This window comes from Aminobacter sp. BE322 (assembly GCF_050433525.1).
Lineage (GTDB): Bacteria > Pseudomonadota > Alphaproteobacteria > Rhizobiales > Rhizobiaceae > Aminobacter.
This window is the reverse complement of the sequence record NZ_JBNPXB010000021.1, coordinates 30,816-53,121: the sequence shown is the minus strand read 5'-3', so window position 1 is coordinate 53,121 and position 22,306 is coordinate 30,816. Positions and strand designations below refer to the sequence as shown.

Below are 22,306 nucleotides of genomic sequence, written 5' to 3'. Positions count from 1 at the left end.
GCTTTTTTGTTGCCTGACAAAAACGTGCGATGACAATCGCACGGCGTGTGGTTTCCATGCGCCCAATTGAATTAGAGTGTTCCGAAACACCGAAGCCAGGGGATCGCAATGAAGGCATGCCTGAACCGGACGATTGCAGCGGCGGGGCTTGCGGTGCTGCTTGTCACGGGCGCACTCCTGCCGGCCTCCGCCGCCGACCCCGGCTGGCACACGAGCTCGTCGCTTAACGGCCCTTCCAAATATGGCGACGACTTCAAGCGCTACGACTACGTCAATCCCGATGCCCCCAAGGGCGGCACGCTGAACTCCACGGTCGGCGGCACATTCGACAGCTTCAATCCCTACATCGTCCAGGGCGCACCGGCTGCGGGCTTTACCGGGTTCGGCGGCGGCCTGCTGTATGAGACGCTGATGGAACAGTCACTCGATGAGCCCAGCATCAGCCACGCGATGGTCGCCGACGCCTACAAGTTTCCCGATGACTTTTCGTCGGCGACCTACCGCCTCGACCCGCGCGCCAAGTGGCACGATGGCAAGCCCATAACGGTCGAGGACGTCATCTGGTCCTTCAAGGTCCTGAAGGCCAACAGCCCGCAATACAGCCAGTATTATGTGAACGTGAAAGAAGCGGTGGCGATCTCCGACCGAGAGGTTGAATTCCGCTTCGATCAGAAAGGCAACCGCGAACTTCCCAAGATCATGGGCGACCTTGTGGTCCTGCCCAAGCATTGGTGGGAAGGCACGGACGCTTCGGGCAAGAAGCGCGACATCACCAGGCCGACGCTTGAAATCCCCTTGGGTTCTGGCTCCTACAAGGTCGAAAGTTTCAAGCCCGGAACCGAGATCGTCTGGCGGCGCGTCCCCGACGCCTGGGCCAGCGACGTCGGCGTCAATGTCGGCCGCAACAATTTCGACAGGCGCCGCTACACCTATTTCCTCGACGAAAACGCCGACTGGCAGGCGTTCACCAAGGGTGGGCTCGAAGACATCAAGGCCGAGAACAGCTCGCGGCGTTGGTCGACGCAGTACAACTTTCCGGCCTTCCAGGCCGGCGATGTCGTCAAGCAGGAGTTCAAGACCACTTCAGGCGAGCCGTTCCAGGGCTATGCGCTCAACCTGCGCCGGCCGCAGTTCCAGGATCGCCGCGTCAGGCAGGCTCTGACCCTTGCCTACAATTTCGAGTACATGAACCGTACGCTGTTCTTCGGCCTGAACACGCGCACAAGCAGCTACTTCCAGGGCCAAGACCTTGCATCGAGCGGAGTGCCCCAGGGCAAGGAACTGGAACTCCTGACGCCGTTCAAGGACAAGTTGCCGCCGGAACTCTTCACCCAGGAATTCAAGCTCCCCGTCTACGACACACCTCAGGCGGAACGGCAATATCTGCGCCAGGCGATCACGCTCTTCGGCGAAGCCGGATGGCGCGCCAGCGGCGGCAAGCTGTTGAACGAGAAGACGGGCGAGCAGTTCAAGATCGAATTCCTGGGCAAAGACGCCACTGACGAAGTCATCGCGACACCCTTCATCGACAGCCTCCGCAGGCTTGGCATCGATGCGACGCTGCGCATGGTCGACACCACCCAATACATAAATCGTATCAATAACTTCGACTTCGATGTCACGACCACGATCCTCAACCAGTCGTCGTCGCCTGGCAACGAGCAGCGCGACTTCTGGAGTTCCAAGGCCGCCGCCAAGCCCGGATCGCGCAACATCATGGGCATCAACGACCCGGTGGTCGACGCCCTGGTCGAGCGCGTCATCTTCGCGACCGATCGCGACGACCTCCTGGCTGCCACCCATGCGCTCGACCGGGTGCTGCTGTGGAACTACTACGTCGTGCCGCAGTACCATCGTGCGGTTCTGTGGCTTGCCTACTGGAACAAGTTCGGCATCCCCGAGAAACAGCCGGGATTCATCGGTGCAGATCTCGACTCCTGGTGGATCGACAAGGACAAGGAGGCCGCGCTCGCCGCCAAGTACAAGGGGGTCAATTGAGCACGCGCCTGCCACGCCGCGACTTCCTGGCGCTGGGCGCCGCGGCGGCCGGCCTGCCCTTCCTGCCGGGCCGATCCTTTGCCGCCAGCGCCACCGGCACCGGCCTGCACGGGCTCTCGGCATTCGGCGACCTGAAATACGGGCCCGACTTCCGCAACTTCGACTACGTCAAAGTCGATGCGCCCAAGGGCGGCACCTTCAACTTCTCGCCGCCCAGCTGGGTGTTCAACCAGAGCCCGCTGACCTTCAACACGCTCAACACCTTCGTCAGCCGGGGCGACAGCCCGCCGCGCATGGACATGTGCTACGATTCGCTGATGGTGCGGGCGCTGGACGAGCCGGACGCGATCTACGGCCTCCTGGCCAAGACCGTCACCATCTCGGACGACCACAACAGCTTCGACTTCGAGCTGCGCCCGGAGGCGCGCTTCCACGACGGCACGCCCGTCACCGCCGAGGACGCGGCCTACGCCTTCAACCTGTTCAAGCAGGACGGACATCCGAGCCTGCTCCTGCCGCTCAGCCGGCTGCAAGAGGCCAAGGCGGTCAACCCGGCAACGCTGCGGCTCACCTTCGACGGCAAGCAGTCGGACCTCAACATCCTGGACGTCGCGACCTACCCCATCCCGGCCAAGGCCTTCTTCGACGCCAATCCCTTCGACGCGTCGCAGCTCAAGGCGCCGCTCGGGTCGGGTCCCTACAAGGTCGGCCGCTTTTCCGCCGGGCAGGTGATCGAATTCGAACGCGTGCCGGACTATTGGGGGCGCGACCTGCCGGTCAACCGCGGCCTCTACAATTTCGACCGCATCCGCATCGAGTTCTACCAGGACAGGCAGGCGGCCTTCGAGGCCTTCAAGAAGGGCGACATCCATTATCGACAGGAGGCCACCTCGCGCATCTGGGCGACGGGCTACGATTTCCCCGCCTTCAAGGCAGGCAAGGTCGTCAAGCGGGAATTTCCGGGCGAGAAGCGGCCCATGATGCAGGCGACGGCGCTCAACCAGCGCCGCGAACGCTTCCGCGATCCGCGCGTGCGCCGGGCGATCGCGCTCTGCTTCGACTTCGAGTGGACCAACCGCAACCTGTTCTACGGCGCCTATCAGCGGTCGCAGTCGACATTCGAGACGTCCGACTACCGCGCCGAAGGCCTGCCCTCGCCCGCCGAACTGGCGCTGCTCGAACCCTTGCGCGGCAAGGTACCGGCGGAGGCCTTCGGCGAGGCGGTGCTGCAGCCGCCGTCCGACGGCTCGGGACGCGACCGCAAGCTGCTCGGGCAGGCGTCGCGGCTGCTTGCCGAGGCGGGCTGGTCGCGCAAGGGCGGAAGCGTAGTGAACGCCAAGGGCGAAAGGCTGACGCTCGAAGTTCTGGTCGACGACGACATCTTCGTCCGCGTCTACTCGCCCTGGATCGAGAACATGCGCGCCATCGGCATCGAAGCCTCGGTCCGCATGGTCGATTCGTCGCAATACCAGGCGCGCCAGACGAGCTTCGACTACGACGCCATATCGACCGCGGCTTCGTTTTCCGCCACGCCCAGCCGCGACGAGCTCGCTGGCCTGTTCCATTCGCGCTCGGCCGGGCTGCAGGGCTCGACCAACCTGCCGGGCACGGCCGACCCTGCCATAGACGCGCTGATCGACGCCGTGGGCGCGGCCAAGGATCGCGCAGCGCTGACGGTCGCCATGCGAGCGCTCGACCGGGTCTTGCGCGCCCGGCAAGACTGGATTCCAAATTGGTTTTCGGCGAATCACCGTGCCGCCTTCTGGGACATGTTCGGCTTCAAGGAGCCGAAGCCGGATTTCGGCTTCCCCGTCGAGGCGATGTGGTGGTTCGACAAGGACAAGGCTGCACGTATTGGCAAGACCTGACATTTCGGCGCGGTGCGCCACCCTCCACCCTGTTCGGAGGGCAATCGCATTCGAAACGACCCCCACCCCTGGCCCCTCCCCACAAGGGGGAGGGAGACCTTGCGGCATGGCGGCCTCGCGCCAATCTGCAACGATCTTGGCGGCAACGGCGGCGAAATCGTCCTCCTCCCCCTTGTGGGGAGGGGCCAGGGGTGGAGGTGCCTGCCTGCGCGACCTATCCGTGCCCCGCTCTCCACGGCGGGAGGATACGCACTGATGGGCGCCTATATCCTCCGCCGCCTGCTGCTGATGATCCCGACCCTGTTCGGCATCATGGCGATATCGTTCGCGGTCGTTCAGTTCGCGCCGGGCGGCCCGGTCGAGCAGGTGATCGCCAAGCTGACCGGCCAGGGCGGCGACGCCGGCGACAGGCTTTCGGGCGGCGGCGGCGACGTCGGCGCGACCAACTTCGACCCAACCGCCGGCGAGGCCACCTCGAAATACCGCGGGGCGCAGGGGCTGGACCCGGAATTCATCGCCAAGCTGGAAAAGCAGTTCGGCTTCGACAAGCCGCCGCTGGAGCGCTTCGGCCTGATGCTGTGGAACTACGCCCGCTTCGATTTCGGCGAGAGCTACTTCCGCGACATCTCGGTGCTGGACCTGATCCTGGAGAAGATGCCGGTGTCGATCTCGCTCGGCATCTGGATCACGCTCTTGTCCTACCTCATCTCGATCCCGCTCGGCATCCGCAAGGCGGTCAAGGACGGCTCGACCTTCGACATCTGGACCAGCGGCGTGGTCATCGTCGGCTACGCGATCCCGGCCTTCCTCTTCGCCATCCTGTTGATGGTGCTGTTTGCCGGCGGCTCGTTCTTCAACTGGTTTCCGCTGCGCGGCCTCACCTCCGAGAACTTCAGCGAGCTGTCGCTCGGCGGCAAGGTCGTCGACTATCTCTGGCACGTCACGCTGCCGCTGGCGGCCCTGGTGCTGTCGGCCTTCGCGACGACGACCTTGCTCACCAAGAACTCGTTCCTCGACGAGATCCGCAAGCAGTATGTCGTCACCGCCCGAGCCAAGGGCCTGTCGGAGCGGCAGGTGCTCTACGGGCATGTCTTCCGCAACGCGATGCTGATCGTCATCGCCGGCTTCCCCGGTGCCTTCATCTCGGCCTTCTTCACCGGCTCGCTGTTGATCGAGAACATCTTCTCCCTCGACGGGCTCGGCCTGCTCGGCTACCGGTCGGTGCTCGAGCGCGACTATCCGGTGGTCTTCGCCAACCTCTACATCTTCTCGCTCATGGGCCTGGTCGTCGGCCTGATCTCCGACCTCACCTACACCTGGATCGATCCCCGCATCGACTTCGAGCGGAGGGACGTCTGATGACGGCGGTCGAGAACGTCGCGGCGCAGACCAGGCGCCCCCGGCTGTCGCCGATCAACCGGCGGCGCTGGCAGAACTTCAGGGCCAACAGGCGCGGCTACTGGTCGCTCTGGATCTTCCTGGTCCTGTTCGTGCTTTCGTTGTTTTCCGAATTCATCGCCAACGACCGGCCATTGCTGATCCGCTTCAAGGGCGAGTTCTTCTCGCCGATCGTGAGCGACTATCCGGAGGAGACGTTCCTCGGCGCCGACGGCTTCCTGCCGATCACCGACTACCGCATGGCGGTGGTGCAGGACGCGATCGCGGCCAATGGATGGGCGATCTGGCCGCCGGTCCGCTATTCCTACCGCACCACCAACAACGAGATCCCCGAGGCGGCCCCGGCCAAGCCGTCGTGGATGTATGCCAAGGATGTCCGCTGCCAGCGCTACGCCCTAGGCGTCGACGACCCCAACTGCACCATGGGCAACTGGAACTGGCTCGGCACCGACGACCAGGCCCGCGACGTGCTCGCCCGCGTCATCTATGGCTTCCGCATCTCCGTCCTGTTCGGCCTGATCCTGACGGCCGGCTCGGCGCTGATCGGCGTGTCGGCAGGCGCGCTGCAGGGCTATTTCGGCGGCTGGACCGACCTTCTGTTCCAGCGCTTCATCGAGATCTGGTCGGCGATCCCGGTGCTCTACCTGCTCCTGATCGTGGCGGCAGTGCTGCCGCCGGGGTTCTTCATCCTGCTCGGGCTGATGCTGCTGTTTTCCTGGGTGTCGCTGGTCGGCGTGGTGCGGGCGGAATTCCTGCGCGCCCGCAACTTCGAATATGTGAACGCGGCGCGCGCGCTCGGCGTGCCCAACCGCACGATCATCTTCCGCCACCTCCTGCCCAACGCCATGGTGGCGACGCTGACCTTCATGCCCTTCATCCTGAACGGCTCGATCTCGACGCTGACCTCGCTCGACTTCCTCGGCTTCGGCCTGCCGCCGGGCTCGGCCTCGCTCGGCGAACTGCTCAAGCAGGGCCAGCGCAACCTCAACGCGCCCTGGCTCGGCCTGTCCGGCTTCGTGGTCATCTCGCTGATGCTGTCGCTGCTCATCTTCGTCGGCGAAGCCACGCGCGACGCCTTCGACCCGAGGAAGACGTTCAAGTGAGCGGGCGCCCATGGTATAATCTCTTGCGTTTTCTACCATGGAGCCGGGCATGGGCATGAACATCAAGAATGAGCGGGTGGAACGGCTGGCAAAGGAACTCGCCGCCGAAACAGGGCTGAGCATCACCGCCGCCATCGAACAGGCTTTGGAGGCAGAGCTGAAGAGGCTAAGGACCGATGACGATTACGCAGCCCGCAAGGCACGCATCAAGGAGATACTGCGGCGCTCCGGTCCGACCCCATCAGGTCTTACCAGTGATCATTCCGACCTCTATGGCGACGATGGCTTGCCCGCATGATCGTAGATGCCTCGGCCATCCTCGCCATTCTGCTTGAAGAACCTGACGGCGATCTTTTTGAAGACAGACTACTTGTACCCAGGCAGAGCCATGCGATGTCGCCAGTCAACTACCTTGAAGCGGCTGTGAAGGCAGACGGCCTCAGGGACACGAGAAAGGGAGAGGAACTTGACAATCTGATAGCCGGCTTCGGCATCGAGATTGTACCGGTTACCTCCGAACAGGCATTTCTCGCCCGCGAGGCCTACCAGAAATTCGGCAAGGGCAACCACGCAGCCAAGCTCAACCTGGGCGACTGCTTCGCCTATGCGCTCGCCAAGGCGCGGCGCGAGCCGCTGCTGTTCAAGGGCGAAGATTTCCGCATGACCGACATCGAGGCCGCCATTTGACCTCCCCCCTGCTTTCCGTCCAGGACCTCTCGGTCGCCTTTTCCAGCGGCGGCCTGGCCACGACGGCCGTCGACCGCATCTCCTTCGACATCGCCAAGGGCGAGACGCTGGCGCTGGTCGGCGAATCCGGCTCGGGCAAGTCGGTCTCGGCATTGTCGGTGCTGAAGCTGCTGCCCTATCCGCCGGCCAGCCATCCCACGGGCCGCATCCTGTTCGACGGCCAGGACCTGCTGTCCCTGGACGAGAAGGCGCTGCGCCAGGTGCGCGGCAACAAGATCACCATGATCTTCCAGGAGCCGATGACCTCGCTCAACCCGCTGCACACGATCGAACGGCAGATCGTCGAGGTGCTGTCGCTGCACCAGGGCATGGGCGACAGGCAGGCGCGGGAACGAACCCTCGAACTGCTCGAAGAGGTCGGCATCCGCGAGCCCCAAAAGCGGCTCGACGCCTATCCACACCAGCTGTCGGGCGGCCAGCGCCAGCGCGTGATGATCGCCATGGCGCTCGCCAACGAACCCGACCTGCTGATCGCCGACGAGCCCACCACGGCGCTCGACGTGACCGTGCAGGCGCAGATCCTCGAACTGCTCGCCAAGCTCAAGGCGCGCAAGGGCATGTCGATGCTGTTCATCACCCATGACCTCGGCATCGTCCGGCGCATCGCCGACCGGGTCTGCGTCATGACCAAGGGCCAGATCGTCGAAAGCGGGCCGACGAAGGAGATCTTCGCCAACCCGCAGCACGGCTACACCAGGCACCTCCTCGCGGCCGAGCCGAAGGGCAGGCCGCCGGCGGCGAACGCGGCGGCCAAGACGGTGATGTCGGGCTCTGAGATGAAGGTCTGGTTCCCGATCAAGCAGGGCTTCTTCCGCAAGACAGTCGACCATGTGAAGGCGGTGGACGGCATCGACGTCGCCGTGCGCGCCGGCCAGACGGTCGGCGTGGTCGGCGAATCGGGTTCCGGCAAGACCACGCTCGGCCTGGCGCTCACCCGCATGATCTCGTCGCAAGGCCGGATCGACTTCGACGGCCGCGAGATCGACAAGCTCAGCTTCAACGCCATGCGTCCGCTGCGGCGCGAATTGCAGATCGTCTTCCAGGACCCCTACGGTTCGCTCAGCCCGCGCATGTCGGTGGCCGACATCATCGAGGAAGGGCTCAAGATCCATGAGCCGCGGCTCACCACCGACGAGCGCGACCGCCGCGTGGTGGAGGTGCTGCGCGAGGTGGGCCTCGACCCGGAGACCCGCTTCCGCTACCCGCACGAATTCTCCGGCGGTCAGCGCCAGCGCATCGCGATCGCGCGCGCCATGGTGCTCAAGCCGCGCTTCGTCATGCTCGACGAGCCGACGTCGGCGCTCGACATGAGCGTGCAGGCGCAGGTGGTGGACCTGTTGCGCGACCTCCAGGCCAAGCACGACCTCGCCTATCTGTTCATCAGCCACGACCTCAAGGTGGTGCGGGCGCTGGCCAACCACGTCATCGTCATGCGCAACGGCAAGGTGGTCGAGGCCGGGCCGTCCGAGCAGATTTTCGAGCGGCCGCAAACCGACTACACTCGGGCGCTGATCTCGGCGGCGTTCAAGATCGAGACCGCGCCGACCGGCGTGGTCAGCGAATAGCAGGGCATGAAGCACATGGCGGGCAAGGGCAAAATCCTTCTTTCGATCACGGGTTTCAACCCGCAGCGCTGGTACGAGATGCTGTCCGAAGATCGCGAGGTGGTGCTCGAGCCGGACGGGCCGGCCGACCCCACGATCGAATATGCGGTGGTGTGGAAGCAGAAGCCCGGCGTGCTCGCCAAGCTGCCCAACCTCAAGGTCATCTTCTCGATCGGCGCCGGCGTCGACCACGTCTTCGCCGATCCGAACCTGCCCCAGGTGCCGATCGTGCGGGTGGTCGCCGACAACCTGACGCAGTACATGACCGAATACGTGCTCTGGCGCGTGCTCGACCATCACCGCCAGGGCCAGCTCTATCGCGCCCAGCAGACGAAGAAGATCTGGCACGAGCCGCCGCAGCGCCCGGCCGAGGACATATCCGTCGGCATCATGGGTCTGGGCAATCTCGGCCGCTCCGCCGCCCGGGCGCTCACCGCCGTCGGCTTCCACGTCAATGGCTGGAGCCGCCGGCCGCAGGAGCTGCCGGGCGTCGCCACCTTCAGCGGCGATGCCGGACTGGTCCCCTTCCTCAACGCCACGGACATCCTCGTCGTGCTGCTGCCGCTGACGGAGGCCACCAGGGGCATCGTCAATTACGGCCTGCTCAAGGAACTGCGGCGGCGCAACGGGCTGGGCGGGTCCGTGCTCATCAATGCCGGGCGCGGCAGGCTGCAGCGCGATGCCGACATCCTGCGGGCGCTCGACGACGGCACGCTCAAGGAAGCGAGCCTCGATGTCTTCGAGGTCGAGCCGCTGCCCAAGACCAGCCCGCTCTGGGCGCATCCGAAGGTGTTCGTGACGCCGCACGCGGCCGCGACCTCCGACCCGGCGCACCTGGTCGCGCCGATGCTCAAGCAGATGGACGCCTTCGAGCGCGGCGGCCCGCTCGAGCATGTCGTGGATCGCGAAGCGGGGTATTGAGGCGGATTTCCTCCTCCCCGTTCACGGGGAGAAGGTGGCCCGAAGGGCCGGTTGAGGGGCCAAGCCCACTTCTCAAGATGTTCGCGCTGCCCCTCACCTGCCTGCGGCTAAGGCCGCCGGAACCCGGTGGGGCCGCCATAGAGATAGCCGATGCGGGCAATCGCCTCGCGCAGGCCCTCGCGGGCGACCGTCATCGTGTGCCCGTTGGCATGGATCATGTTCGTCGCGTCGGTCATGATCGCGACATGGCCCTTCCAGAACACCAGGTCGCCGCGGCGCAGCGCGGCATGGTCAGGGCCCGGGCCGAGCGGCGCACCCAGCGTCCCGGCCTGCATGTCGGAATCGCGCAGCACGTCGCGTCCGGCCATGTGCATGGACAGTTGCACCAGTCCGGAGCAGTCGATGCCGAAGGCGCTGGAGCCGCCCCAGAGATAGGGCGTGTCGATCAGCCGCTCGGCCACCGAAACGAAATCGCCGGCCACCGTGCCGATGGGCGCCAGGTGCTGCAACACGATCGCCTCGCCGGACGGCAGCAGGCCGTAACGCGTGCCGCGCGTCTCGGCCTCGCCCGCAACAGTCACACGCGAGCCGATCGACAGGGCGCGGACGCGCGGCAGCTTCATGTCCGGGCCGGGATAGACGAAGCTGCGCGGCGCCGTCACCACATGGGTCGGATCGGCGGCACGCGGAGCGAGGTCGGCCGCAGCCACATAACCGACATAGCCGTCGCGCTCGGCCTGGAGCCAGGCAAAGCCCTCGGCCTCGTCGAACACCAGCACGTCGTCGCCGTAGAGCAGCTGGGTGTTGAGCCCAGCATCCGGCCGGGGCGCCTTGCGCACGTCGGCGACGGCTGCGCCGATGCGGGCCGGACGGCCGGCAACGAAGCGCTCGGCTGCAACCTCCCCTTCGAGGCGGGCATCCGCAAGGTCGGGGCGGAAGGCATGGAGGCGGTTGTCGCGGGCAGTCAAATCGGCAGCTCCTTGGCTTTGGCGATGATAGCATCGCCCAGACGCTCGACATAGAGAGCGCCCTCCACCGTGCGGCGGACGAGCACGTTGCGCTTGTCGAGTTCGTCGCGGTGGCGCGACACCAGCTTGAGCGCGCCCATGGTGTCGAGGGCGCGGGTGATGACCGGCTTGCTGACGCCGAGCCTGGCGGCCAGCCCGCGCACCGTGTGCGGCGGCGGGTCGAGATAGATGGTCAGCAGGATCGCCATCTGGCGCAGGGTGAGGTCGGGCGCGTCGTCACGCACCTCGGACAAGGCAAACTGCTGCAGCAGCCTCAGCGACTGGCTCGGACGCAACGCGATTGGCATGGCGCCAGCATCCACGGCAATTGTTTCGGTTCCGTTTCATTCAACGAGGGAATCTTGGCGAAGGCAAGGCGCTCAGCGTTCTGTCTCTGCAGGTGTGTCGCCCCTCATCCGCCTGCCGGCACCTTCTCCCCGTAAGGACGGGGAGAAGGGACAAGCGGGCACGTCGGCGCCCCCCTCTCCCCGTTCTTCACGGGGAGAGGGTAAGGGTGAGGGGCAGCCTCCAACTGTTATGCAAAGCGCGCCGCAATGACCCTTTCGAGCGCCCGGATCGCCTGGGCTTCGCCGCCGGCCGGGCCGTAGGCGCGGTCCGCCGGGTTCCAGGCGAAGATGTCGAAATGCGCCCAGCACGCCGTCTTCTCGACGAAGCGCTTCAGGAACAGCGCCGCGATGACGGAGCCGGCGAAGCCGTCGGTGGTGACGTTGTTCATGTCGGCGACCTTGGACGAAAGCTTGGTGTCGTAGGGCTTCCACAGGGGCATGCGCCAGATCGGGTCCTCGACCGCAGCGGAGGCAGCCGCCAGCTCGCCGGCGAGTGCGTCGTCGTCGGTGTAGAAGGGCGGCAAATCGGGGCCCAGCGCGACACGGGCGGCGCCCGTCAGCGTCGCCATGTCGACCAGGAGGTCGGGCTGCTCCTCGTCGGCGAGCGCCAGCGCGTCGGCCAGCACCAGGCGGCCCTCCGCGTCGGTATTGCCGATCTCGACGGTCAGGCCCTTGCGGCTCTGCAAAACGTCGCCGGGGCGGAAGGCGTTGGCCGAAATCGCGTTCTCCACCGCCGGGATCAGCACGCGCAGCCTGACGTCGAGCTTCGCCGCCATGATCATCGAGGCGAGGCCGAGGACATTGGCAGCCCCGCCCATGTCCTTCTTCATCAAGAGCATGCTGGACGCCGGCTTGATGTCGAGGCCGCCGGTATCGAAGCACACGCCCTTGCCGACAAGCGTGATCTTCGGCGCCGCTTCCCGTCCCCAGGTCAGGTCGATGAGCCGCGGCGCGTCGGCCGAGGCGCGGCCGACGGCATGGATCATCGGGAAGTTCTTGTCGAGCAGCTCATCGCCGAGGATCACGCCGACCTTGGCGCCATGCCTGGCCGCAAGCGTGCGCACGGCGGCTTCGAGGGCCGACGGCCCCATGTCGTTGGTCGGCGTGTTGACCAGGTCGCGGACGAGGAAGATCGCGTCCGCCAGGCGGCTCAGGCGGGCGGCATCGGCGCCCTCGGGCAGGGCAAGGCCCACATCCTTGCCCGGCTTCTTGCCGTAGCGGGTGAAGACATAGCCGCCGAGCGCCACGCCGAGCGCCGCAAGCTCGGGATGTGCCGGCCGGGTGGCGAAATGCCAGCTGCCCTGCGGCAGGCCGCGGGCGAGCGCGCCGAAGCCGAGGCCATTCTCCTGCTGGCCCGTACCGAACAGGACGCCGGCCAGCTTGCCTTCGGCTCCCGGGACCGCGAGCAGCTTGCCGGCATCGCCGGCAAAGCCGTTGGCTTCCGCCCAGGCAAGGAGCGACGGCGCCAGGCCGGCACGCTCCAGGCCATCCTTGGCGACGAGGTGGATCGGCAGGGAATCGGCTGTTTTCTCGTCGAGCAGTTCGACCGGCATTTCGGCTTCCTTCGATATCGGACGGCATGGGCCGCTAGGCGCTCTTAACCATCCGTTAGGGTTAACAGATTATTTCTCCAAGGCGGGGAAATGGCCGGCGAACGGCCACGCGGACCAATGGAGACCCGTCGCCGATGTTGACCAATCGCTCGATGAACGCAACGGGAAAACGCCTCGCCAGAACGGCTTTCCTCGCCCTGCTGGCCGCCGGCGTGGCCGGCTGCGGAACCAGCAAGATGACCACGGGCTCGATCTCGCGCCAGGCCAACACGGCGGAGGCGGCGTCGCCGGGCGACCTCCAGGGCACGGCCGACCAGCTCGGCCGCACCTATGTCAGCGCGCCCGACAACAAGCCCGTGGCGATGCAATACGCCTCCGTGCTGCAGATGAAGGGGCAGACCGACCAGTCGCTGGCGGTGATGCGCAAGCTTGCCATCGGCTATCCCAAGGACCGCGACGTACTCGCCGCCTATGGCAAGGCGCTGGCCGCCTCGGGCGAGCTGCAGCCCGCGCTCGACGCGGTGCGGCGCGCCCAGACGCCGGAATATCCGGACTGGAAGCTCGTGTCGGCGGAAGCCGCCATCCTCGACCAGCTGGGCCAGACCCAGGAGGCGCGCGGCCTCTACCGCAAGGCGCTGGACCTCAAGCCCAACGACCCCAGCGTGCTTTCCAATCTCGGCATGTCCTATGTCCTCGAAGGCGACCTCAAGTCGGCCGAGACCTACCTGCGGTCGGCCGCCGAGCAGCCCGGCGCCGACGGCCGCGTGCGCCAGAACCTCGCCCTGGCGGTGGGGCTGCAGGGCCGCTTCGACGAAGCCGAGAAGATCGCCAGCCAGGAGCTTTCGCCCGAACAGGCGCAGGCCAATGTCAGCTATCTGCGCACCATGCTGGCGCAGCAGAACGCCTGGAACCAGATCAAGGCCGAAGACAAGCCGACCACCAACTGAATCGGCATCGCCCGATACGAGCAAGGCCGCGCCCGACGACGCGGCCTTTTGCGTTTCCAAATCCGCGTGCCTACTCGCTGCTCGACTGCTGGTCGCCGAAGATGCCGCGCTGGCTGACCTGGATGCCGGCCGGGCCGAGGATGACGGCGAAAAGCACCGGCAGGAAGAACAGGATCATCGGGACGGTGAGCTTCGGCGGCAGCGCGGCCGCCTTCTTCTCGGCGGCGTTCATGCGCATGTCGCGGCTTTCGCTGGCAAGAACGCGCAGCGCATGGGCCACGGGGGTGCCGTAGCGCTCGGCCTGGGTCAGCGCCTGCGTCACCGACTTGACGGTATCCAGGCCGGTACGGGAAGCGAGGTTCTCGTAGGCGACACGGCGCTCGGACAGGTAGGAGAGCTCCGCATTGGTGAGCACGAACTCCTCGGCGAGGTCGACCGACTGCGAACCGATCTCGTCGGCGACACGCCGCAGTGCGGCCTCGACCGACATGCCCGACTCGACGCAGATCAGCATGAGGTCGAGCGCGTCGGGCCAGGCCAGCTGGATCGACTGCTTGCGCTTGGTGGCGCGGTTGTTGACGTAGAGCACCGGCGCATAGAAGCCGCCATAGGCGGCCAGGATGCAGACGAAGAGCTTGACGAAGAGCGGCTTCTCGGCGAAGCCGCCGAGCAGGAAGACGTAGACCGCCGCCAAGGCGAAGCCGACGAAGGGAAGCACCAGGCGGAAGAACAGGAACCGCGTCAGCGGGTTCTGGCCACGGAAGCCGGCGACCTTGAGCTTGTTGAGCGTGCCCTCGTCGACGAGCGCGCGGCGCAGGTCGAGCCGTTCGACGATGTTGCGCATGCCCACCGACTGCTCTTCGCGCAGCCCGGCGCGGCGCCGGCCCGTCTCCGCCGCCAGGCGCGCACGCTGCCTGGCGCGCAGTTCATCGCGCTCCAGCGCCACCGCCTTCATGCGTCCCTTCAGGGGATTGCCGGTCAGTGACGGCATGATCGTGAAGACGGTCGCGAACACCGCCACGCCGACCAAGAGGGCGATCAGGAACGAGGCGTCGGTGAATGCCTTGACGACTTGGTCGATCATGCCCGTCTAGACCTCGAAATTCATCATCTTGCGCATCACGAAGATGCCGATCGACATCCAAACGCCCGAGACGCCGAGGATCAGGTTGCCGGTGCTGGTGACGAACAGCGGCATGATGTAGTTCGGGCTCGACAGGTAGACGAGGAAGGCGACGATGATCGGCAGCGCGCCGATGATCGCGGCGGAAGCCTTGGCCTCCATCGACAGGGCCTGCACCTTGGCCTTCATCTTCTTGCGGTCGCGCAGGACGCGCGACAGGTTGCCGAGCGCCTCGGAAAGGTTGCCGCCGGCCTGGCTCTGGATCTGGATGACGATGCCGAAGAAGCCGGCTTCCGGACAGGGCATGGTCTCGGTCATACGAAGGGCGGCCTCGGGGATGGCCATGCCGAGCTGCTGCCCCTCGACGATGCGGCGGAATTCGCTGCGCACGGGTTCGGGCGACTCGCTGGCGATGAGGCGGATGCCGTCGTTGAGCGGCAGACCCGACTTGACCGCGCGCACGATGATGTCGAGCGCGTTGGGAAACTCCTCGAGGAACTGCTTGACCCGGCGCGCGCGCCGGAAGGCGACGAACCAGCGCGGCAGGCCCAGGGTCCCCGCTAGCAGGGCGCCGGGCAACAGGATGAGCGGCGCGCCGGCGAGATAGACGAGCACGGTGACGGCGAGGCCGCAGACGACCGAATAGACATAGAAGCGCTCGACCGTCACCTGCATGCCGGCCTGGCGGATCTGCACCCTGAGCGGCGGCTTCTTGATGTTGCGGTCCTTGGCCTTCTGCTTTTCCTCGAGCTCCTTGAGCGAGTCCTGGACGGACTTGCGCCGCTTGGCGACCTCGGCCGTCCGGTCGCGCGCAGCCTTGACCAGAGTGCGGTCCTGTTCGGTCTGCCGGACCGTGGACAGGCGGCGCTGAGTGTTGCTCTCGGCCTCGATGCGCTTGAACAGCAGTGCATAGGCCACCAGGCCGGCGCTGAGGCCGGCCAAGAGCACGAAGAGCAGGGTCGTGGGATCGAGGCCGAACATGGCGGCTAGCTCCTCGCCTCTCGCATGTCAGTCGGCACCCTTTTCCATGGCCTCCAGCGCGGCGGCGAGCCGCGCCTCCTCGCCATAATAGCGGGCGCGCTCCCAGAAATGCGGCCGTCCGATGCCGGTCGACACGTGCTGGCCGAGCAGCCGGCCGTTCTGGTCCTCGCCCTTGATGTTGTAGAGCACCAGGTCCTGGGTGATGACGACGTCGCCCTCCATGCCGATCACCTCGGTGATGTGGGTGATGCGGCGCGAGCCGTCGCGCAGGCGGGCGGCCTGGATGATGACGTCGACGGAGCCGACGACGATCTCGCGCACGGTCTTCTGCGGCAGCGAGTAGCCGCCCATGGCGATCATCGATTCCATGCGGCTGAGGCACTCGCGCGGGCTGTTGGAGTGGATCGTGCCCATGGAGCCGTCATGGCCGGTGTTCATCGCCTGGAGCAGGTCGAACACCTCGGGTCCGCGCACCTCGCCGACGATGATGCGCTCGGGCCGCATGCGCAGGCAGTTCTTGACCAGGTCGCGCATGGTCACCTCACCCTCGCCTTCCAGGTTGGGCGGGCGTGTTTCGAGGCGCACGACATGCGGCTGCTGCAGCTGCAGTTCGGCCGAGTCCTCGCAGGTGATGATGCGCTCGTCGCGGTCGATGTAGTTGGTCAGGCAGTTGAGCAGCGTCGTCTTGCCCGAACCGGTGCCGCCGGAGATGACGACGTTGCAGCGGACGCGGCCGATGATCTTCAGCACCTCGGCGCCCTGCGGCGAAATGGCACCGAACTTCACCAGCTGGTCGAGCGTCAGCTTGTCCTTCTTGAACTTGCGGATGGTGAGCGCGGTGCCATCGATGGACAGCGGCGGGGCGATGACGTTGACGCGCGAACCGTCGGGCAGGCGCGCATCGCAGATCGGCGACGATTCGTCGACGCGGCGGCCGACCTGGCTGACGATGCGCTGGCAGATGTTGAGCAGCTGCTGGTTGTCGCGGAAACGGATCGAGGTCTGCTCGACCTTGCCGTTGACCTCGATGTAGACCTGCTTGGAGCCGTTGACCATGATGTCGGCGATGTCGTCGCGCGCCAGGAGCGGCTCCAGCGGCCCATAGCCCAAAACGTCGTTGCAGATGTCCTCGAGCAGTTCCTCCTGCTCGGCGATCGACATCGCGAAGTTCTTGATCGCGATGATGTCGTTGACGATGTCGCGGATTTCCTCGCGCGCGCTGTCGGGATCGAGCTTGGCGAGCTGCGACAGGTCGATCGTGTCGATCAGCGCGGAAAACACCTGGCTCTTGGTGTCGTAGTAGCTTTCGCTGCGTTCGCGATGCGCCCGGCGCGGTTCGTGCACCGGGGGCATTTCCGCGCGCCGCACAGGTGCGGCGGGCACCGGCATCGGTGCCGGCGCCGCTGGACGCGGGGCCGTCAGCGTGTCGGCAGGCGCCGCGGCGGACGCAGGCTCCGGCGCCAGCGGGCGAAATGCCGGCGTCTGGCGGCTGCCGTCGTCGGAACCCCTTCTACCAAACATGGTCGACCAACGCCTCCGCTGCGCGCTCTATTTCTTGCGTGACTTGAGCCGGCCGAGGATCGCCCCGAGCCCGGACTGCTTCCGCATCTTCGCCTCGGACCGGCCGGTCAGGACGTGGGCGATCTCGTTGATCGACTGGACGACCGGGCTCTTGGCGTCCATCTCGCCCAGCATGCGGCCGTTGTTGGCAGCGTTGCCGAACAGCAGCGGCTCGAACGGGATCACCGACATCGGCTGAATGCCCAGCGGCTCGGCAAAATCGGCCGGCGATATCTCCGGCCGCTTCGGCACGCCGGCCTGGTTGAGGATGAGCCGCGGGGCCGGGTCGTTGGGACGCAGCCGCTTCAGCATGTCGATCAGGTTCTTGGTGTTGCGCAGGTTGGCCAGTTCCGGGGTCGCGGTGATCACGACCTCGTCGGCGCGCGTCAGCGTGGTCTTGCTCCAGCCGCTCCAGACATGCGGCACGTCGAGGACGATCAGCGGGGCGCTGCGCTGGGCGGTGTCGATGATCTGCGCGAACGCCTCGGAATCGAAGTCGTAGACGCGCTCGAGCGTGGAGGGTGCTGCCAGCAGCGACAGATGCTCGGCGCATTGCGCGAGCAGGCGGTCGAGATAGACCTCGTCGACGCGCTCCGGCGCGAACACCGCTTCCGCGATGCCCTGCGCGGGGTCCTGGTCGAAATTGATGTTGGCGGTGCCGAAGGCGAGATCGAGATCGGCGACGACGACGTCCGACTTGAACAGCGTCGACATGCTCCATGCGACGTTGTGCGCCATGGTCGAGGAGCCGACGCCGCCCTTGGCGCCGACAAACGCGATCGAGCGTCCGATCGGCTCGGCCTCGGGATCGACGAAGATCGAGGAGACGACGCTGACGATGTCGGCCGTCGTCACCGGTGCCACGACATATTCGGAAATGCCGGAGCGGATCAGCTCGCGATAGAGCGCCACGTCGTTGTAGTGGCCGATTACAACCACCTTGGAGCTCGGGTCGCAGAACTCGGCCAGTTCGTGCAGCCCTTCGAGCAGGCCTTTCGGCTCGCGGCGCGATTCCAGGATGATGAGATTGGGAGTCGGAGCGCCACGATAGACGTCGATCGCCGTCTCGATGCCGCCCGCGTGCACCTTGAGGTGGGCCTTGGCCATGCGCCGGTCTTCGCCGGCCCGCGCGATCGGTCCGGCGACGCTGTCGGACTCGCAGAAGGCCTGGATCGAAATGCGCGGCACCGGCCGCAGCACCTGCATCAGGGCCATGTCCTGCTGCGAGGGTTCTGTGCCGTCGGGCTGGGGATCGTAGGCCAGGTTGCTCATCTTGCCGCTCTTCCCATGCTCAGTAGCTGACTTCCGAGTTCTCGATGAACTCGCCAGGTATCTTGCGCGCGCGGTAAGCGTCGATCACCGCGCTGCGGTTCTCGGCATCGATCTCGCTCGGCTTGCGCGGCCCGAGCAGGTCGGCCGGATTGGCGATCTGGGCCGCCAGGTTGTTCTGATAGGAACAGCCGAAATTGGCATAGTGCTTGTTTTCGGCCGTGTTCAGGACATCTTCGGGCCAGCTGCCGCAGCGGCCGGTCTGGGCCCGCATGGCCACATAGGAGACGCGGACCGGCGACGGGGCGTCGGCATAGCTCGCCTGGTAGCTCGAGATCGCGATCCGGTTCTTCGGCACGCCGTTGACGATCGCCACGCGCGTCAGCGCCTTGGCGGCGGCGTTCGCAGCGCCGTCGTTCGCAGCGCCCGCCGGCACCAGGATCCTCAGCGGCGGCGCCGTGCGGCGGTCATAGCCGTTGAGGAAACCTTCGAAGGTGAGCTTCTGCCCCTGCGATATGCCGCGATCGTAGATTCCGACCGGAACGTCGAGCGTCTGGTTCTTCTCGGCGATCACGATCGGATGGTTGGTGCGATAGTCGTCCGGGATCGAGCCGACGGTGACGCTGTCGCGGCTGGCGCAGCCGGCGACGAGCGCCACGGCCGCAACCGCCAGCAGGGGACGAAGGATACGCACCCGGCCCTGCCCGGCACGCGTGGCGACGAATACTGCCTGAGACATGCGCCTATCCCCACTCACTTGTAGATGAAGCCGACGACGCCGTGGTAGCGCCCCATCGGCTTGTCCGTTTTCATGGTGCCGTAGACACGGTTGACGCGGCCGAGGAACATGCCGGCGCCGTCGCTCGCGGCGTTGAAGTTGTCGTCCGGCTTGGCCAGGTCGTTGCGCGCCACCGGCCGGGCCAGATAGGGCGTCACGATGATGACCAGCTCGCTCTCGTTGCGGACGAAGTCGCGGCTGCGGAAGAGCGTGCCGAGCACCGGGATCTTCGACAGGCCGGGCAACCCGTTGACCGCCTGGCGGACGTCGTCGCGCACCAGGCCCGCGATCATCATCGACCCGCCGGACGGCAGCTCGACCGTGGTGTCGGCCAGGCGCTTGCGGATCGACAGCGCCGTCATGCCCGGCGTGTTGAAGCGTGATCCTTTGGAGAAGCCACCCGAGAGCGACACGGATCCTTCCGTCGTCGGCTCCGAAACCTGCGTCCTGATCTTGAGGCTGATGCGCCCGGGCGAAAGCACGACCGGCTGGAATTCGAGGCCGATGCCGTAGTCGATCTTCTCGATCGAGTAGGTCCGGCCGCCGCTGCCGCTGGCTTCCTGGTTGCTGACGATATTGAACTCGCCGCCAACCTTGAAGGTGGCCTTCTCCCCGGAAATGGCGGTGAGCGTCGGTTCGGCCAGGGTCTTCATGACGCCGGCCTGCTCCATGGCATTGACGTAGGCGTCGAGCATCGAGGTCCCGAGCGATATCTGCGAGGCCCCCAGCGGCTTGCCCAGGCCGGGGATGCTGTCGCTGATCGCGCTCCAGGTGATGCCGTTGCCGTCGCCGCCGCCGATCATGTTGACGCCGAGCTGCTTCATCACCGTGCGGCTGACTTCGGCCACGGTGACCTTCAGCATCACCTGGTCCTCGCCGATGATCTGCAGCAGGTTGACGATCTTGCTCTTCTGGCGCGTCTGGTCGGGGTTGTCGATGTCGACACCGCCGTTCTCGGAACCACCGGTCGCGGTCTGCGAATACTGGCCCGTCGTCGCCTCACCGCCGGTGACGAAGATGGTCGCGAGATCCGCCGCCCGCTTGGCATCGAGCGGCGTCTCCACCGTTCCGGTGAGCACGACGTTGTCGTTCAACAGTTCGACGGTGATGTCGGAGTTCGGGATGAAGCGCTTGAGGTAGTCCTCGAGGCCGGCGACGTCGCGCTCGACCGCCAGGTCGAGGCTGACGATCTGCTCGCCATTGGGGCCGAAGACGAAGATATTGGTCTCGCCGACCGACTTGCCGAAGAGATAGATCCGGCGCGCCGTGCGGGTGACGGCATCGGCGACCGCCGGATTGGCGACGAGGATGTCGTAGGCATCGCTCGGCAGGTCGACGACCACCGACTTGTTGAGCCCGAGCTTGACCCGCTGGCTCGCGGTGTTCGCCCCCACCTTGGCGTCGGGCGCTGCCGATGCCGGCGCCAGGCCGAGGGAAAGCGAGGGGACGGCGAACGCGGCGAATGCGGCGACGGTTGCCAGAAGCCTGACGCTGGACCTCATTTCCTCGCTCCCGTTTCGGAAATCTCGCCGGACTTGATGAGGCGCACGGTGCCGCGCTTGCCGCTGCCGGAGATCAGGTAGTCGGCCTCGGCGAGGTCCTTTTCCTGGGTGTCGGCCACGGAGCGCAGCGCGAGCGTCAGCCGGTCGGCCATCTGCTGCGCCACCGTGATGATCTCCGCCTGCTGCGGCGTGAGCTCAAGGGTGGCGGTCTCGCCGACCTTGACCTTCTTGCCTTCCTCGTCCTCCTGGATCGCCTGGTCGATCGCCAGCACGCGGATGTTCTTGAGGATCGTCTCGGTGGTGAAGCCCGTGCCGGACTGGGCCGCGTCGGAGCGGCGGGTCATGATCACGTCGACATAGTCGTTGGGCAGGATGAAGCCGCCGGCCGACGTATCGGCAGAAATCGTCGTGGCGACGGCTCGCATGCCCGAAGGCAGGACCGCCGACATGAAGCTCTGCCCTTCGCCGATGAGCTTGGACTTGCGCAGCGGCTCGCCGCCGTACATGGCAAGGCGGGCGAGCGAATTCTTGTATTTTTCGAGCGCGTCCGGCTCGGTGCTGCGCGTGATGAAGTTGGGGTTAACCGCATCGCTGGGCCAGGGCTGCCAGGCGATGTTGCCTTCGGTCGAGCCGCCGATCGGGACGTCGCCGGTCAGGACCAGCACGTCGGTCATGGCGATCTGCGGCTGCTGCGGACCGGACTCGACGATCACCTGCGGGGGCGGCGCGGCCGACATGTTCTTGGCGACATAGCCCGCCCCCCCTGCCGCGGCAACAGCCACGCCAAGAATCATGAGTCGCGATGCTGCCATTGTCCGAACCTCGCCCCGGCATACCCAACCAGCCGAGGCGACTTTGCATAGGCAATCGTCAAATTATGGTTAATGCGATCCTTATATACATGATTAATGATCCCTTACGCCGAGCGTGCGGAGATCACTGTCCCGTCAGGCGCGCCATCGCCCAGACCATCAGGGGTGAGCTGGGGTACGTGACCAGGCCACCTATGCCCAGTGCAATGCCGTAGGGTACGCCGCCGGCGTCCTTGGAAAAGTTCCTGAGGAACATGTTCTGGCTGGCGATGTGGGAAAGTGCGGAACTGCGGAAGGACAGGATCGCAAGCGTCAGCAGCCCGCCAAATACCGCCGATGTGAGCAGATACTGCATCAGCGGCATCCCGAACCCCATCCAGACGGCGGTCGCGGCGATCAGTTTGGCGTCACCGCCGCCCATGCCGCCGAGCGCGAACATGGCGAAGGTGATGCTGAGCATCAGGGCACCCGCGGCCAGATGCATGCCGATGTCGGCCCAGGCCATGCCGGTGAGCGGCGCGACGACGAGGAAGACGCCGAGCAGCAGCAGCGGCACCCGGTTGGCGATGGTCATCGACAAGACATCGGAGACCGCCGAATAGACCATGCAGAAGGGAAAGACGACAAAGATCAGTGCTTCGAGCATCGTCAATTTTCCGACTTCATTGTATCGAACCAGCTTAACTCGACGCCGTTAAACCGAGATGAAGGAGAGGCAAGCACGTCATGGCAGCGCCAGAAGCGAGAAAGGCTGCCCGAAGACAGCCTTTTCGATGCCAGTGGCGGCG

At 65.8% G+C, this 22,306-nt stretch carries 20 protein-coding genes; 9 read left to right on the top strand and 11 right to left on the bottom strand.

Going from position 1 to position 22,306, the window contains the following annotated elements:
* Positions 1 to 108: 108 nt before the first annotated feature.
* The 8 genes from J2X50_RS21950 (at position 109) to J2X50_RS21915 (ending at position 9,639) form a co-directional block, all read left to right on the top strand.
* The gene (locus tag J2X50_RS21950) at positions 109 to 1,998 is read left to right on the top strand and encodes an extracellular solute-binding protein (protein ID WP_429098040.1); all 1,890 of its coding nucleotides are present in this window, start codon (positions 109 to 111) and stop codon (positions 1,996 to 1,998) included.
* Positions 1,995 to 3,866: an extracellular solute-binding protein gene (locus J2X50_RS21945; protein ID WP_429098038.1), complete on the top strand. Its 1,872-nt coding sequence runs from the start codon at positions 1,995 to 1,997 to the stop codon at positions 3,864 to 3,866. Before J2X50_RS21950 ends, J2X50_RS21945 begins: the two co-directional genes overlap by 4 nt.
* A gap of 255 nt (positions 3,867 to 4,121) precedes the next feature.
* Positions 4,122 to 5,225: a microcin C ABC transporter permease YejB gene (locus tag J2X50_RS21940; RefSeq protein WP_429098037.1), complete on the top strand. Its 1,104-nt coding sequence runs from the start codon at positions 4,122 to 4,124 to the stop codon at positions 5,223 to 5,225.
* Positions 5,225 to 6,367, top strand: a complete 1,143-nt coding sequence (locus J2X50_RS21935; RefSeq protein ID WP_429098035.1) for an ABC transporter permease — start codon at positions 5,225 to 5,227, stop codon at positions 6,365 to 6,367. The genes J2X50_RS21940 and J2X50_RS21935 overlap by 1 nt, the downstream gene beginning before the upstream one ends.
* A 49-nt stretch (positions 6,368 to 6,416) precedes the next feature.
* Positions 6,417 to 6,665 (top strand): type II toxin-antitoxin system VapB family antitoxin, encoded by a 249-nt coding sequence (locus tag J2X50_RS21930; RefSeq protein WP_429098033.1) that lies wholly within the window; start codon positions 6,417 to 6,419, stop codon positions 6,663 to 6,665.
* Positions 6,662 to 7,054 (top strand): type II toxin-antitoxin system VapC family toxin, encoded by a 393-nt coding sequence (locus J2X50_RS21925; RefSeq protein ID WP_429098032.1) that lies wholly within the window; start codon positions 6,662 to 6,664, stop codon positions 7,052 to 7,054. The genes J2X50_RS21930 and J2X50_RS21925 overlap by 4 nt, the downstream gene beginning before the upstream one ends.
* Positions 7,051 to 8,679: an ABC transporter ATP-binding protein gene (locus tag J2X50_RS21920; RefSeq protein WP_429098030.1), complete on the top strand. Its 1,629-nt coding sequence runs from the start codon at positions 7,051 to 7,053 to the stop codon at positions 8,677 to 8,679. The genes J2X50_RS21925 and J2X50_RS21920 overlap by 4 nt, the downstream gene beginning before the upstream one ends.
* Before the next feature lie 15 nt (positions 8,680 to 8,694).
* On the top strand, positions 8,695 to 9,639 hold the full coding sequence (locus J2X50_RS21915; protein WP_429098058.1) for a 2-hydroxyacid dehydrogenase: 945 nt from the start codon (positions 8,695 to 8,697) through the stop codon (positions 9,637 to 9,639).
* Between the two features lie 107 nt (positions 9,640 to 9,746).
* Here J2X50_RS21915 and J2X50_RS21910 read toward each other — a convergent pair whose 3' ends face one another.
* From J2X50_RS21910 to J2X50_RS21900, 3 genes are all read right to left on the bottom strand, one after another.
* Positions 9,747 to 10,607 carry an NlpC/P60 family protein gene (locus J2X50_RS21910; protein WP_429098029.1) on the bottom strand — a complete coding sequence of 287 codons (861 nt, stop codon included), beginning with the start codon at positions 10,605 to 10,607 and terminating at the stop codon, positions 9,747 to 9,749.
* Positions 10,604 to 10,954 (bottom strand): MarR family winged helix-turn-helix transcriptional regulator, encoded by a 351-nt coding sequence (locus tag J2X50_RS21905; RefSeq protein ID WP_340036117.1) that lies wholly within the window; start codon positions 10,952 to 10,954, stop codon positions 10,604 to 10,606. Before J2X50_RS21905 ends, J2X50_RS21910 begins: the two co-directional genes overlap by 4 nt.
* 227 nt (positions 10,955 to 11,181) lie before the next feature.
* Complete coding sequence (locus J2X50_RS21900; protein ID WP_429098027.1) at positions 11,182 to 12,546, bottom strand: leucyl aminopeptidase family protein; 1,365 nt, start codon at positions 12,544 to 12,546, stop codon at positions 11,182 to 11,184.
* A 134-nt stretch (positions 12,547 to 12,680) separates the two neighbouring features.
* On the opposite strand from J2X50_RS21900, the gene J2X50_RS21895 reads away from it, so the two are divergent.
* Positions 12,681 to 13,493 carry a tetratricopeptide repeat protein gene (locus tag J2X50_RS21895; protein WP_429098026.1) on the top strand — a complete coding sequence of 271 codons (813 nt, stop codon included), beginning with the start codon at positions 12,681 to 12,683 and terminating at the stop codon, positions 13,491 to 13,493.
* A gap of 70 nt (positions 13,494 to 13,563) precedes the next feature.
* On the opposite strand, the gene J2X50_RS21890 is transcribed toward J2X50_RS21895, so the two are convergent.
* From J2X50_RS21890 to J2X50_RS21855, 8 genes are all read right to left on the bottom strand, one after another.
* A complete protein-coding gene (locus J2X50_RS21890; protein ID WP_429098024.1) occupies positions 13,564 to 14,577 on the bottom strand; it encodes a type II secretion system F family protein in 1,014 nt (337 codons plus the stop codon).
* Between the two features lie 6 nt (positions 14,578 to 14,583).
* Entirely contained in the window at positions 14,584 to 15,597 is a 1,014-nt protein-coding gene (locus tag J2X50_RS21885) for a type II secretion system F family protein (RefSeq protein ID WP_429098022.1), read from the bottom strand.
* A gap of 27 nt (positions 15,598 to 15,624) precedes the next feature.
* On the bottom strand, positions 15,625 to 17,118 hold the full coding sequence (locus J2X50_RS21880; protein ID WP_429098020.1) for a CpaF family protein: 1,494 nt from the start codon (positions 17,116 to 17,118) through the stop codon (positions 15,625 to 15,627).
* 27 nt (positions 17,119 to 17,145) lie between these two features.
* Positions 17,146 to 18,429, bottom strand: a complete 1,284-nt coding sequence (locus J2X50_RS21875) for an AAA family ATPase (RefSeq protein WP_429098018.1) — start codon at positions 18,427 to 18,429, stop codon at positions 17,146 to 17,148.
* A 19-nt stretch (positions 18,430 to 18,448) separates the two neighbouring features.
* Entirely contained in the window at positions 18,449 to 19,165 is a 717-nt protein-coding gene (locus J2X50_RS21870) for a CpaD family pilus assembly protein (protein ID WP_429098016.1), read from the bottom strand.
* 14 nt (positions 19,166 to 19,179) lie between these two features.
* The gene (locus tag J2X50_RS21865; RefSeq protein ID WP_429098014.1) at positions 19,180 to 20,706 is read right to left on the bottom strand and encodes a type II and III secretion system protein family protein; all 1,527 of its coding nucleotides are present in this window, start codon (positions 20,704 to 20,706) and stop codon (positions 19,180 to 19,182) included.
* Positions 20,703 to 21,518: a Flp pilus assembly protein CpaB gene (gene cpaB / locus J2X50_RS21860; protein ID WP_429098012.1), complete on the bottom strand. Its 816-nt coding sequence runs from the start codon at positions 21,516 to 21,518 to the stop codon at positions 20,703 to 20,705. Before cpaB ends, J2X50_RS21865 begins: the two co-directional genes overlap by 4 nt.
* A gap of 124 nt (positions 21,519 to 21,642) precedes the next feature.
* Complete coding sequence (locus J2X50_RS21855) at positions 21,643 to 22,164, bottom strand: A24 family peptidase (protein ID WP_429098010.1); 522 nt, start codon at positions 22,162 to 22,164, stop codon at positions 21,643 to 21,645.
* Between the last annotated feature and the right edge of the window lie 142 nt (positions 22,165 to 22,306).